Origin of the sequence: Daejeonella sp. H1SJ63, assembly GCF_029360775.1 — a bacterium.
In the GTDB taxonomy this organism is placed as follows: domain Bacteria; phylum Bacteroidota; class Bacteroidia; order Sphingobacteriales; family Sphingobacteriaceae; genus Daejeonella.
Window position 1 is genome coordinate 41,716 of sequence record NZ_JARKMZ010000028.1, and the last position, 13,854, is coordinate 55,569.

Annotated in this window: 13 protein-coding genes; 8 read left to right on the forward strand and 5 right to left on the reverse strand. The window is 39.3% G+C overall.

Translation table 11 applies throughout. From position 1 onward, the window contains the following. Positions 1-388: 388 nt before the first annotated feature. A complete protein-coding gene (locus P2W72_RS08065) occupies positions 389-1,606 on the reverse strand; it encodes a hypothetical protein (protein WP_276360661.1) in 1,218 nt (405 codons plus the stop codon). A 30-nt stretch (positions 1,607-1,636) separates the two neighbouring features. Then, positions 1,637-2,257, reverse strand: coding sequence for a Crp/Fnr family transcriptional regulator (locus P2W72_RS08070; protein ID WP_276360663.1), 621 nt, complete (start codon positions 2,255-2,257; stop codon positions 1,637-1,639). Positions 2,258-2,429: 172 nt separating this feature from the next. Between P2W72_RS08070 and P2W72_RS08075 the strand changes: the two genes are divergently transcribed. The 8 genes from P2W72_RS08075 (at position 2,430) to P2W72_RS08110 (ending at position 9,754) form a co-directional block, all read left to right on the forward strand. Continuing rightward, entirely contained in the window at positions 2,430-2,921 is a 492-nt protein-coding gene (locus P2W72_RS08075) for a c-type cytochrome (protein WP_276360665.1), read from the forward strand. A gap of 123 nt (positions 2,922-3,044) precedes the next feature. Continuing rightward, on the forward strand, positions 3,045-5,057 hold the full coding sequence (gene nosZ / locus P2W72_RS08080) for a Sec-dependent nitrous-oxide reductase (protein WP_276360667.1): 2,013 nt from the start codon (positions 3,045-3,047) through the stop codon (positions 5,055-5,057). A 68-nt stretch (positions 5,058-5,125) separates the two neighbouring features. Beyond that, on the forward strand, positions 5,126-6,145 hold the full coding sequence (locus P2W72_RS08085; RefSeq protein ID WP_276360669.1) for a nitrous oxide reductase accessory protein NosL: 1,020 nt from the start codon (positions 5,126-5,128) through the stop codon (positions 6,143-6,145). Then, positions 6,142-7,374, forward strand: a complete 1,233-nt coding sequence (locus P2W72_RS08090; RefSeq protein ID WP_276360672.1) for a nitrous oxide reductase family maturation protein NosD — start codon at positions 6,142-6,144, stop codon at positions 7,372-7,374. The genes P2W72_RS08085 and P2W72_RS08090 overlap by 4 nt, the downstream gene beginning before the upstream one ends. A gap of 38 nt (positions 7,375-7,412) precedes the next feature. Next, positions 7,413-8,123, forward strand: a complete 711-nt coding sequence (locus P2W72_RS08095; protein WP_276360673.1) for an ABC transporter ATP-binding protein — start codon at positions 7,413-7,415, stop codon at positions 8,121-8,123. Further along, positions 8,116-8,883, forward strand: a complete 768-nt coding sequence (locus P2W72_RS08100; protein WP_276360676.1) for an ABC transporter permease subunit — start codon at positions 8,116-8,118, stop codon at positions 8,881-8,883. The genes P2W72_RS08095 and P2W72_RS08100 overlap by 8 nt, the downstream gene beginning before the upstream one ends. A 1-nt stretch (position 8,884) precedes the next feature. Next, the gene (locus P2W72_RS08105; protein WP_276360678.1) at positions 8,885-9,325 is read left to right on the forward strand and encodes a hemerythrin domain-containing protein; all 441 of its coding nucleotides are present in this window, start codon (positions 8,885-8,887) and stop codon (positions 9,323-9,325) included. Beyond that, positions 9,326-9,754, forward strand: a complete 429-nt coding sequence (locus P2W72_RS08110) for a group III truncated hemoglobin (protein ID WP_276360681.1) — start codon at positions 9,326-9,328, stop codon at positions 9,752-9,754. 56 nt (positions 9,755-9,810) lie between these two features. On the opposite strand, the gene P2W72_RS08115 is transcribed toward P2W72_RS08110, so the two are convergent. The 3 genes from P2W72_RS08115 to P2W72_RS08125 form a co-directional block, all read right to left on the reverse strand. Beyond that, complete coding sequence (locus tag P2W72_RS08115; RefSeq protein WP_276360683.1) at positions 9,811-10,365, reverse strand: fasciclin domain-containing protein; 555 nt, start codon at positions 10,363-10,365, stop codon at positions 9,811-9,813. A gap of 196 nt (positions 10,366-10,561) precedes the next feature. Continuing rightward, complete coding sequence (locus P2W72_RS08120) at positions 10,562-12,349, reverse strand: hypothetical protein (protein WP_276360686.1); 1,788 nt, start codon at positions 12,347-12,349, stop codon at positions 10,562-10,564. Positions 12,350-12,448: 99 nt separating this feature from the next. Beyond that, on the reverse strand, positions 12,449-13,708 hold the full coding sequence (locus P2W72_RS08125; RefSeq protein ID WP_276360688.1) for a prephenate dehydrogenase: 1,260 nt from the start codon (positions 13,706-13,708) through the stop codon (positions 12,449-12,451). Positions 13,709-13,854 lie beyond the last annotated feature (146 nt).

Here is a 13,854-nt window from a genome sequence, read left to right on the forward strand (position 1 = left end):
GCCGGAGTATTGGGCCATGTCTGGGAAGGATGGCAAAGCGACCCTCTTAAATTCTTCCTCCAAAAAGGATATTTATACCTTATCAGTTAGCAATGAAGCAGCAGCTTTATGTCAGTTTCTTGTAAAGGCATGTCCAGTAAATATAATTAAGATAAGATAGACTGTTTCCACTGTTTTTATGCTTTCGAAGGAAAATTACCTGTTGTTTTTTTAATCTTCGCCACAAACGTTTCACGCGAGATTGCTTTTAGACAATCCGTATATAGCCGGCATTATCTTGCCGGGTAAAACTGAGCCTCTGGCATTAAAGGGAACAACAGCTATCCGGAACCGTTCTGTATAATGAAATTCCTGATCAACGTTCATCCGTTTTCTTCCGTGGTCATTATTATTCTGTTGTGCTGAGACGACTAATCAGCATGATAAGAGTGCCAGAGAACAGAATGATCGCAGCAGCCAGCAGCATTTCATTGATATAGGGTATACCGGTATAACTCAATGCAGCTATTCCCTGAATCATCAGGAACAGTTCATTGATAATCACACCGGCTACAAATACAAATATTCCCCGGATAAGCAGTTTATTGACAGGGATCAGTTTAAATGAAATGATGTATCCGAGAATGAAAATGCTCGTCACGCCCAGAAGTACAAGATGCAGGTACCCGATAATGATCGGTCTGAAACCATAAGAGAGCTGACTTAAAGCAGGGTGTAATGATCCGGTTTGCAGAATTAGTTTAATACTGAAAGCTATTGCTGAAAGAATCAGTAGAATTTTTCCGTATTTATTCAGTTGAATTGACAGAATCTCTTTATTTCTGAATATTATTTTTAATAACATTAGCCATCCGGCAAGCTGAGCAAGAACTGCAATTACCAGAATTAAATAGATATTATCGATAAAGGGAGCCCATAGGACTGATAAGAAATATCCCGGAACACAAGCCATACAGAATAATATAAAAATAGTCTTCTGATTTTTTCGTTCCCCGGTAAGCTTTTCAAGTTTTCCGCTCAGCAGACCTAATCCGGAAAACATAAACCAGCCATTGTACTGGAAATGCAGGAATAAATAAACAGATGCCAGATACAGATTCTGATCAACGATTTTTGCCGACATCATATAGGCCAGACAGAAAGTTCCGGCGGATGATATCAGACTAAATATTAAAGCAGCTTTGAACCAGAGCCGGCTCACTTCTTTTTCTTTAATGCGGTTCAGATCTGACCAGTAAAGCCTGACGAACTGATAAGATACAAGTATAGACAGGGTAGAAAAGCTGATGGAGAATAAAGCATATCCCTGGAGAATGAAACTGATTAGCATGCCATAAGCTGCAAACAAATTGGCATAAAGAACCGACCTGTATCTGTTAATTATATCATCACCAAGTTTTCTGCTCAGATGCCAGATCATCAATACCATTAGGGTTTGGCTAAGCCATCCTGTAAAGGCAAAATGCGAATGACTGTGAAGGATGAACTTCTGATCAGAAAAGGGGAGATAAAAGGCAATTTTATAGCGCAGAATAAATCCCAGAACAGCAACCAGAAGTAAATTGAAAAAAGAGATGCTAAGCCATTTTCTTAAAAAATCTTTCATGCTTTTTTTTCAAAAATAACTTCAGAAAAATTAAGTCATTATGACCTCAATCATATCCTTGCAATATACTTTCCCACGGCTTATCACAAGGTCTCCTTTCTCATGCATTTGGCGCATAGTTCGTATCACAGTCTCAACCCGAAGACCAGTCATATCAGCAATTTGCTGCCTTGTAAGTTTGAGCTGATCGCATTCAGGGCAGAAGTTTTTATTCTCTGATTTAAGGTGATTGATCAGATTAATGATCCTTGTTTCAGGGCAATGTGATGCAAAGGATTTAATCAGTGAATATTTAAATCTTAATCTCTTTGTCAGCAATCGGGTAAAACCAAAAAGAAGATCCGGATTTTCTTTTAAAAGCTCAAGAAATGTTGGTTTATATAGCCTGATGAGCATACAGTCATTGTCTGCAATAGCCGAAGCTGCGTATGGCCCATCGTCAAACAGTGGAAATTCTCCAAAAGATTCTCCGGGTTCAATAATGCTATGGATACACTCACGTCCATCTGAATCAATATTAATCCATCTGACATTTCCGCTTACCAGCTGATAGTAGTAATTACAGAATTGTCCTTCTCTGAAAATGGTTTCACCGGCACTAACTTTCTTATAAGTAGCACCCCAGGCTAATAGCAGATTGATGTTAAGCATATTTATAAGATTAAGATGTTAAACAAATTTAGATTGTGGAGATTCTCTGATTGGTGACTCTGCTTACCTAAATATATGACTTTAATCACTTATGATTGAACGCATAAAATACTTTTTTTTACTTGTCTAAAATTGTACAAGCAAATCAAATCTTTATCTAAATCAATATGTTATGAAAAAACTTCTTGTTCTGAGTATGGTGATCCTCTTTATCGGTGTTGTGGCATCCTGCGGATCGAATACTAATTCTGAAAGTTCAACAGAAGCAGGTTCTGAAAGTACTGCGGCAACTACCACAGAGAGCGGAAACCCTTCTTATGATCCGCATCGCGGTGAAGGAAAATTTACCAGTGTTGATCTTGGAGCTTCACTGGATGCGGCAAAAGCTGATCTTGGTGATCAGGTATTTCAGGTTAAATGCAGCAGTTGTCATAAACTGACTGACGAAAAACTTGTTGGTCCGGGATGGAAGGGTGTAACTGCACGTCGTAAGCCTGAGTGGATCATGAACTTCATTACCAATACTGATGTAATGATTGATAAGGATCCGGAGCTGCAGGCACAGCTTGAGCTTTGTCTGGTTCGTATGCCAAATCAGAATCTTTCTGACGAGGATGCGAGGAATCTGCTGGAGATGATGAGAAAGAATGATGGAGTTAAATAGGCTTGATCCCTGGCAAACATTATCTGATGCCTTTAAAGCAATGGGAAATATGAATGCTTGGTTTAACCTGATGTTATTGAAACCAATAAACTGTAACCAATAATAAATCATATCTAAATAAAAATGAAGATAAATACAAAATATGCACAGGGAATGGCTGCTCTGGCATTATTAGTGAGCGTAAATGCTTGCAAGCCAAAAGATGCAGGATCCGTGGTAAGCGGTGATGCTGCTGCAAAGGTGTATGTTGCCCCCGGAAAATATGATGAATTCTACAATTTTGTGTCAGGAGGTTTTAGTGGTCAGATGGCAGTATACGGACTTCCGAGCGGGAGGCTGCTTCGCGTGATTCCTGTATTTTCAGTAGATCCCGAGAAAGGCTGGGGTTATTCAGAAGAAACAAAACCCATGCTGAACACTTCACATGGTGAGGTGCCATGGGATGATCTGCACCATATTTCCATGTCGCAAACCAATGGTGAAAGTGACGGACGCTGGGCTTTTGCGAATGCAAATAACACTCCCCGTGTTGCCCGGATAGATCTTAAAACTTTCCGTACGGCAGAGATACTTGAACTTCCAAACAGTGGAGGTAATCACTCTTCTCCGTTCATTACTGAGAACTCAGAGTATATCGTTGCAGGAACAAGATTTAGTGTTCCACCTGATGATAAGAACGGCGATGTTCCGATCAATACTTACAAGCAGAACTTTAAAGGAACAATCAGCTTTATTAGTGTGAACAAGGATAATGGTAATTTGGATATTGCATTCCAGTTACAGGGGCCGGGCGTTAACTTTGACTTGAGTCGCGCAGGAAAAGGTAATTCTCATGGATGGTTCTTCTTTAGCACCTATAATACAGAGCAGGCTAATACTCTTCTTGAAGTAAATGCTTCCAAGCGTGATAAAGACTTTATCATGGCGGTAAACTGGAAAAAGGCAGAAGAATTGATTAAAGCAGGGAAAGGCCGTAAACAGGCTGCTAAATATGCCAGTAACCGTTTTGATGAAAGTACTCATACTGCAAAATCTACAATTAAAAATGAAGTCACTGTCTTGGATATCAGGGAGCATCCCGGATTGGTTTACATGATTCCATGTCCTAAGTCTCCGCACGGTTGCGACGTGGATCCTACCGGCGAGTATATAGTAGGTAGTGGTAAACTGGCGGCATTAATTCCGGTATTCAGCTTTACTAAATTGCAGAAAGCCATTGCCGACAAAGCTTTTGACGGTGAATATGATGGAATTCCGGTAGTTAAGTATGAAGCTGCATTATACGGAGAAGTTAAAAAGCCGGGTTTAGGTCCATTGCACACAGAATTTGATGGTAAAGGAAACGCATACACTTCCATGTTTGTATCCAGTGAGGTGGTTAAATGGAATATCAAGGATCTTAAAGTTCTCGACAGAGTTGCAACATACTATTCTGTTGGTCACCTGATGATCCCTGGTGGCGATACTAAAAAACCAAATCCCAAATATCTGGTTGCGTACAACAAGATTACTAAAGACCGTTATTTACCCACCGGTCCGGAATTATCACAAAGCGCACAACTTTATGATATCAGCGGAGAAAAGATGCAATTACTGCTCGATTTCCCAACAATTGGTGAGCCTCACTATGCACAGGCTGTTTCTGCCGATCTGATTAAAAATAATTCCACCAAATTCTTTAAGATTGAGGAGAATAAACACCCTTATGTAGCCAAAGGGGAGGCCGCAACCAAAGTGGTTCGTGAAGGTAAGAAAGTACATGTTTACATGACCCTGATGCGTTCTCACCTGACTCCTGATAATATTGAAGGAATTAAGATAGGAGATGAGGTTTACTTCCATACCACAAACCTTGAGCAGGATTGGGATGTGCCACATGGTTTTGCAATCAAAGGGGCATTAAATGCAGAATTGCTGGTAATGCCCGGAGAAACTACCACTCTGAAGTGGATTCCTGACAGAGTAGGAATGTTCCCGATGTATTGTACAGACTTTTGTAGTGCATTGCACCAGGAAATGTCAGGATATGTTAGGGTATCTCCTGCCGGAAGTAATGTTCCGATCAGTTTCAGTACCGGTACAAACCTACCAAAAGATGATGCTGCAGGTGCTCAGGCAGGTGCAGTGAAGAAATAATTCTCACAAAGGAGAGGTATGTAATATGCTCAGGCTATTTCATATCTCTCTTTTTTTATATGTCTATTATGAGTAATAATAAAGTTTCCAACCAGGCCAGAATCATCCTTTTAATTTGTGGATTAGCATTGATTGTTGTTCTTTTTACTCCTATCTGGCGAATTGATCTTACAGCTCCTCAATATCCCGAAGGTTTATTTCTTTTGATTTATGCCAATAAGCTTGCAGGAAATGTTGACATTATTAATGGCTTGAATCATTATATCGGGATGAAAACACTTCATACAGAAGATTTTATTGAGTTTAGGGCACTTCCGATTATTATTTCAGTTTTTGCGGCTCTTTTTGTTCTGGTGGCTGCACTGGCAAACAGGATGATGATGAGAACACTGCTTTTCCTTTTTATCAGTTTCGGGGTACTGGCTATGGTTGATTTCTGGAAATGGGAGTATGACTACGGACATAATCTTGATCCCAATGCAGCGATTATTGTTCCCGGGATGGCATATCAGCCTCCATTGATTGGATTTAAACAATTACTGAATTTTGGAGCCTATTCTTTTCCTGATATAGGCGGATGGATATTTATTGGTGTTGGAATTGCTTTGCTTACTGTGGTTGTGCTCGACTGGAAGAAAGAAAAAAGATTTAAGCAGCGAACAGCACTAAAATTGCTGCTGCCCGGTTTAATCTCTATTGGCTTAAGTTCATGCAATACAGACCCCGAACCTATCCGTTTAGGGAAGGATAATTGTCAATTCTGTAAAATGACAATCAGCGATAAGCGCTTTGGTGCCGAGATTGTTACCAAAAAGAGTAAAATTTTTAAGTTTGACGATCAGCACTGCCTTGTTTCTTACATGAAGGCTGATGAACTTGAGAGAGAAAATATTGCAGGAGTCTATTTTACTGATTTTAATGAACCGCATAACCTGATTCCTGCAGAAAAAGCATTTTTCCTTCAAAGTCCTGACTTAAAAAGCCCGATGAATGGAAATATTGCTGCTTTTAGTCACGAAGATAGTTTAGGAAAAGCATTGCCAAAGTATTATGGTAATGGAATTACCTGGGAGGAAATGTTGAAGTGAAATACACCCTGTTAATTATATTTTTCTTTTTCTATGCAGGTCTTTCAGCTTCAACTATCAGGGTTGGGGCGAAGAGAGCTCATAAAAGCATTCGTTCAGCCATTGAAAAGGCTGTTGATGGCGATACAATTCTGGTTGATGCGGGGCATTATAAAGAGAAAAACATTGTCATCAATAAACATGGGCTTGTTCTGAAAGGGATAGACCATCCTGTTCTCGATGGAGAAAAGAAGTATGAGATCATTACAATCAAAGCTAACAGAGTTGTAATAGACGGGTTTAAATTAATTAACAGCGGCGTTTCGTCGCTTGAAGATCTTAGTGGTATAAAAATTTATGACAGCCGTTCAGTTAATATCAGGAATAATATTCTGGAGAACACCTTCTTCGGAATATACCTGTCAAATACAATCCATATTACTGTTGAAAATAACCGCTTAACGGCATCCAGTGTGGAAGAGCAGCAAAGTGGTAATGGAATTCATTGCTGGAAAAGCGACAGTCTGAAGGTGATTGGAAATGTCATTTCAGGTCATCGTGACGGGATTTATTTTGAATTTGTTAAGAATTCTGTGATCTGGAGGAATATTTCCAAGGCAAATCTTCGTTACGGACTCCATTTTATGTTTTCAAACGATGATATGTATGTGAACAATGTGTTCAGAAATAACGGTTCCGGAGTTTCAGTGATGTACTCAAACCGCATTAAAATGTTTAGTAACTATTTTGAAGAGAACTGGGGTGATGCTGCCCATGGGATTTTGCTGAAAGAAATATCCGATGGTTTTATGGAGGGAAACTATTTTATGAAAAATACCAGTGCAGTGTATATGGAAGGGGCAAACAGAATATACATGAAGCGTAATGTGTTTGAGAATAACGGATGGGCTCTGAAAATTCAGGCGAGCTGCAGTGACGTGGTACTGGAGATGAATAATTTTATCGGGAACACCTTTGATGTCGGAACCAATGGTTCCCTTGTTCTCAATTATTTTAAGAATAACTACTGGGATAAATATGAAGGATATGATCTGAATAAAGATAAGGTAGGGGATATTCCATACCGGCCTGTAAGTATGTATTCCATGATCGTAGAGAAATATCCTCCGGCCATGATTCTGTTCAGGAGTTTTATAACAACCTTGTTGGATAAAACTGAAAAAATACTTCCCAGTCTTACCCCGGAAAATCTGAAAGACAGTGCCCCTATGATGAATAAAGCATTTTGATAAGAAAATGCAGAGACTACAGGAATATGAAAGATACAATGATTACCGTAGAAAATATTAGTAAGCAGTTTGGCAAATTAAAGGCTCTGGATAATATCAGCACATTCTGTGATAAATCTGAATGTATTGCACTGATCGGTCCAAATGGTTGCGGTAAAACTACACTGATTAAAGCGATCCTCGGAATGGTTATCCCGGATAGCGGATCCATAAAATTTCAGGGTACTGATATTGCCAACAACTGGCAATATCGTGAAATGATAGGCTATATGCCACAGATCGGAAGATACCCTGATAATATGACCATTGGCCAGGTTTTGGGAATGATGAAAGACATCAGGAATTCCTCAGATGCTCTGGATGAAGATTTGATTAAGGCATTTTCTATTCAGAATCTGATGAATAAGCGTATGGGAACTCTTTCCGGTGGTACCATACAAAAAGTGAGTGCTGCCCTGGCATTTTTATTTAATCCTTCAGTGCTGATACTTGATGAACCTACTGCCGGCCTCGATCCGGTAGCATCTGAGTTATTCAAAGAGAAAATTATCGCCGAAAAGGATAAAGGAAAACTGGTGTTGATCACTTCCCATATTCTGAGTGACCTGGATGATCTGGTAACCCGAATTATTTATATGCAGGAAGGGAAACTGATATTCCATAAAAGTATTGAAGAGTTAAGACTGGATACCGGAGAAGAGAAACTGGTAAAGTCAATAGCACAGGTAATGATCAGCAATTATGAATAAGATTATCAAATACGTTATCACAGATATACTGAGGAACAGGATCGTTCTCGTTTACACCATATTTCTGCTTGCAGCATCTTTCAGTGTATTCAGTCTGGAGGATAATAGCAGCAAAGGATTGCTGAGCCTGCTGAATATTATACTGATTGTGGTTCCATTGGTCAGCATTATTTTTTCGACCATTTATATGTATAATTCAGCAGAGTTTATTGAATTACTGCTGAGTCAGCCTTTAAAGCGCAGATCAATCTGGCTGAGTTTGTTTGCCGGACTGGCATCGTCACTATCCATCGCGTTTTTTATCGGTGCCGGTATACCTGTGCTCATTTATCAGGCTAATATGATTGGCTTTACAATGATTATGACAGGTATAATTTTAAGTGTAATTTTTGCTGCCATAGCATTTCTTGCTACAGTAAAAACCAGGGATAAGGCAAAAGGTATCGGGGCATCCATTATGCTTTGGTTATATTTTTCTTTGCTTTTCGACGGACTTGTATTATTCATACTGTTTCAGTTTGCAGATTATCCGATGGAGAAGGCAATGATTGGATTGAGTGCTTTGAATCCGATTGATCTGAGCCGTATCCTGATTCTTCTTCAGCTCGATGTTTCTGCAATGATGGGTTATACAGGCGCGGTATTCAAAGAGTTTTTCGGAGCTACAAATGGCCTGATATTTTCGTTTTTAATTTTACTGTTTTGGATTGTAATTCCGGTTTGGTATTCAACCCGAAAGTTCAACACCAAAGATCTCTGACATGAAAAGACATCCTGCGCTTATTCCATTATCAAGAGAGCATCATGAAACCCTCATTCTGGCAAGATTGCTTCAAAAAGGTGCTCCCGAATACAAAGGATTGCCGGCTGATGATAGGGGAAAGGCAGATTATGCCAATGATCATTATAAGAATGAACTTATTCAGCATTTCAGAAATGAAGAAAGCATATTGCTTTTGATTAAAGGGTTAAATTCTGATATGGATATCCTGATTCAGGATATTATGGATGAGCATCAGCAGCTTCATCAATATTTTCAGACTATATCTGATCAGGATGAACTTTCCAATCATCTTGATCGTTTAGGTAAAGTTCTGGAGGCACATGTTCGTAAAGAAGAGAGACAATTATTCCCATTAATACAAGATCATTGCGGGGAAGAAACCTTGAAACTCATAAAAAGGACCTTAAGTTATCATTAATTGAAAAAGGATATTTTAAACCGGGCAGATATTGAAATTATGGTTAATACTTTTTACAGAAAGGTATTGGCGGATAAATTGCTTGGATTTATTTTTCAGGATGTGGCAAGGGTAAACTGGGTTACACATCTTCCTGTGATGTATAATTTTTGGGAAAATGTGATTTTCTATACTGGTTCATACGAAGGAAATCCTCTTAATCTGCATAAACATCTGCATCATATTACCCCTCTTGGAAGACCTCATTTCGATCGCTGGAATAAACTTTTTGTATCAACCGTGGACGAACTTTTTGAAGGTCCGAATGCCGGGCTGGTTAAAGAACGGGCTTTGAGTATTTCAGAAATCATGAGAGTACAGCTGATGGATTATAAAAGCAGTGCACGGAATAATGGTGAATCAGGGAAAATGAAAAAACAACATAAATAAAAAAGGACCTCCCGGTTCCGGAAGATCCCTCTCTTTCAAATTCAGGTTATTATTTTTTATTTAGGCGGCAGTAGTACGCCGTCAATAACATGTATAATTCCGTTTGAAGCAGGAACCGATGCAACAATGTTTGCAGCACCTCCGTTAATTGACACTTTCCCGTCTTTAACATTGACCGTAATGTCATTCCCGTTTACCTGTCCGATTGTCTGACCATCGGTAAAACTCTCTGACTTAAATACTCCAACAGAGACATGGTATTGCAGGATGTTTGCAAGATCATCTTTACTTTCAGGTTTTAATAAATTATCTACAGTTCCTGCAGGTAATTTGTCAAAGGCAGCATTGGTTGGTGCAAATACCGTAAATGGTCCGGCATTGCTCAGTGCATCTACAAGTTCGGCTGCTTTAATTGCTGTAACTAAAGTTGAATGGTCTTTACTGCCAATGGCAACCTGCACTACATTTTTTTGTGATTGGTCATCCTGAACACCTGATTGTCCTACAGTTTCGGTTTCAGTTTGTGATTCGCCGGCTTGCTTTTGCTGGTTGCCACAACTCATGAACAAGCCCATGCAAATCATTGATGAAGCTATTAAGATCTTTCTCATAATTTTGTTGGTTTTAATACTATACAATTTACCAACAAAATCACTTTTGAACTATGATTGAAATCACATTTTGAAAATATTTTTTTAATGTTTTGTTCTGTATATCAGTTGTTTATATTCGTGTGCTTGATATTTGAAGCAAAAAATAAGCCGGTCCTTTTTTGATAAGACCGGCTTATATCCGAAACTGTTTTTATCAGATTTCCTGGCTTACAACAGGGTTTAAATTGTTCAGTGTTTCTTCAATTTCCTGAAGCTCATTCAGCATTTTTTTTCTGTAAACTTCGGTTTGATCAGTAATTTTTGGTACCAGCTGCTTGTAGTATTCAATACCGTTTTGCAGTTGCTCCTTAAATTTACTGATGTATTTCACTTTTTTATCATTCATTTCCTGAATCTGTTTACTTATATCTTTTTTCAGATAATCAACATAAAGATTCAGTTCGTTTACAAATAAATTTGGTCGATTAGGATCATTAAGCAGATTCAGTTTACCGTAAATATGACTTACCATTTCATCCAGCGAGAATTTGCCGCTGAAATAGGCAAGGTTTGGCCCCGGACATATTGCAACGGCCTTACTTTCTTTTGGCTTTATGATATTGTTTTTCAGCAATGCAGGTGCAGCTAATCCTTCACAAAGACATAATTTTTCGGTAATCTCTTCAAATTTTGTCTGATATTCTTCAGGGGAAAGACCCTCAGCTTCCAGTTGTTTTAGTTTGAGGTTCTGGTACTCTCTGGAAGCGGTACAGATTGGCTGATCGGTAAATTCGGTATTCGATGAAAGGAACTTCTTTACGCATGGACTTCCGGGTCTTCCTTTTTCTATACGTTCAATACGTTGCCGCTCAGCTGTACTTTTCCTGAAATTATTGAACGGTATTCCCAATGGAGATGACCCGCTGATATAAAAATCGTCTTTAGTTGCAGTAGATATCAGTTCGAGGGTTTCCTCGTCTACATTCGTAGCTTCCGGTACCAGCAGGAAAGGACTTCCCCAGCCGGTAGCATCCAGGTTATAATGATTCATCAGAAAATTATTCTCATCGGCAGTACCAATGCCACCCTGTACGCTTATTTTAAGTTCAGGAATCAGATTGAGCCGGATGCCCTTTTCCTCCAGGGCTTTAGCATAAATGCCATATAATTCCTGGATCATTTCCTGTCTCTTTTCCTTAAATTCCTCAAGTATAGGACCCAGTAAATATCCTTCTGTTGCAAAAGCATGTCCTCCGCAATTTAATCCTGATTCAATCCGGAATTCTGATACCCAGAGCCCTTTTTTTGCCAGGAACTTTGCCTGTATTAATGCAGAACGGAAGTCGCTGACTTTCAGTATGATAGTTTTGTTGAAATGGCTGAACTGATTTGGCAGAAAATCAGGGAAATTCTCCAGATAACTGTAAAGTCTGGGATTCATTCCCGCTGAAAGCACTACTGCTGAATTAAGACTGCTTTCTGCAAATCCTTTCAAAGCACCAAGAGCGTCAGAAATTTGTTCTCCCTTCAAGTCCGGATTCATTCTGTCAACTTTTGCCATGATATTAACCTGGATTTCTCCTTTTACCATTTCTTCCCGGAGTTCTTCCTGTAAACGGTGTTGTTTATCAGGATCTGTTTCAAGGAGCATTGTCCGGTATTTGATTTTAAGGGGAGAGGTTTCGGGCAAAAGCTCAAAATAACGTGTAATATCTGTTCCCGGCCCGAAAGGTTCTGCTTTCAGTTTTCTGAACTGACTGTCCACAATTTTATTGATCAGATTCAGGTAGCCAGTAATTCTTTTACTTCTGAAATCTTCTTCTTTTGCATCAATAGGAATAAAAGGCTCATTATTCTTTTCAGTATAAAATTGCCTCATCTTTTCGATCAGGATATCATCGACAATAGAAACAACCGAACTGATGCCATAACGGGCAACTTTTACCGGAGTATCAACCGAATAGGCCAGTCCAAGAACCGGAATATGAAATGTATGACTCATGAATGTTATTAATAAATTAACTCACAAGTACAAATAAGGACAATTAAACCGTCTTAAAATATGACAGACGTCACTTATTAAAAGAAAATCTCAAAACTCCTATTCAATTTCAAGTTTACGGATCAATTCTGCACTTTGTTCCCTTCCCTGATCCAGCCGGCCTGCAAAGAAATTCTTAACCTGTTCAAAATGCTGTTTATAGCCTTCCATATCACCATATCCGATAATGGACGACCATTCCCGAACTGCCGAGTGAAATTCAAGATCATCGCCTCTGATCGTTTTGTCGAACAGTGCAGTTTCTATAGATTCTTCGAGCAGTTCTTCATTTTTAAACAAATATTCAGCAATACCCAGCCTTAGTCTGAACGGAGGTGTCTGGCAAATCAGATTATCATAAGGATTGATTCCCAGATGATACCATGCATCTACCATACTCAGCAAACTCAGATGGGAATTCGGTTTGCGGCTTTCAGATCCCGCAGAAAGTGAAAATTCCTGCATAATCTTTTCGTTAAGCATTACAGGCGTATGATTCTGTCCGAATATAAAATCCCTTGCTTTATAAAGCCTTTTTCTGAAGGTATCGGCATCCTCACGAATCATGAGTTTGAATAATTCAGATTCAGAGATTGCATAACGCTTGATCTGATGTCTTGCGTATGGGTTCAGAATGGCCAGACCTCCATAAATATGTGCTTTATAACTGAATATTCTTAGAGTAATCAGAATTTTCACATTGTCTATCCCGCCAAGGTAGGAGGCATTTTCCCAGGGGAAAAATCCTGCTTCTTTCCATGCTGTACCCATACTTTCAAATCCCATATGAGTAACTGCCTGGGTGTCGGCCACGATTTTATCATGTTCATGATAGTCGGGAATCTCATTTAGGATTGAACCGAGCGCTGATAGCACATCTGTCATTCGCTGATAGGCTTCCTTACTTGTGCGATGGGGGATGACGATCATTTTCTGACCATGAGGGTCAAATCCCGGTCCATGTAATGAATGACAGGTGATAATATGCGCATCTTTGGGAAGATACTTCTCAAAGGCTTCAATTTCAGGATGCTTAACAGACGTTTGTCCGGCTACAATCGCACCGTACTTGGTATAAGAACCATACAGGCTAAGAACTTCAGCAATACGTTCAGCTTCAACTGAATAGAAGATAATGTCTGAAATGCGGGATACAGCTCTGCCATCATCCATTACTTCAATTCCAAATGGAGCAAGCTCTGTTTCCAGCAGCTCTCTGCGATGCGGCAGGTCACAACCGTAAACCTTATATCCCGCTTTAGCAAAAGATTTAGCATAGATACAGCCCATGTCGCCCAGGCCAATGATTCCGATATTCATGCTTTGTAGCGGTGTTTTTTATTGATTTAAATTCAAATATTCTTCCCGGAAATTTGCCGGAGTCTTCATAAATCTTATGAATGGAACTATACCTCCAATATTACATATTTTTCTGATATTTAGAGAGACCCTTTAAACCTGAGTAT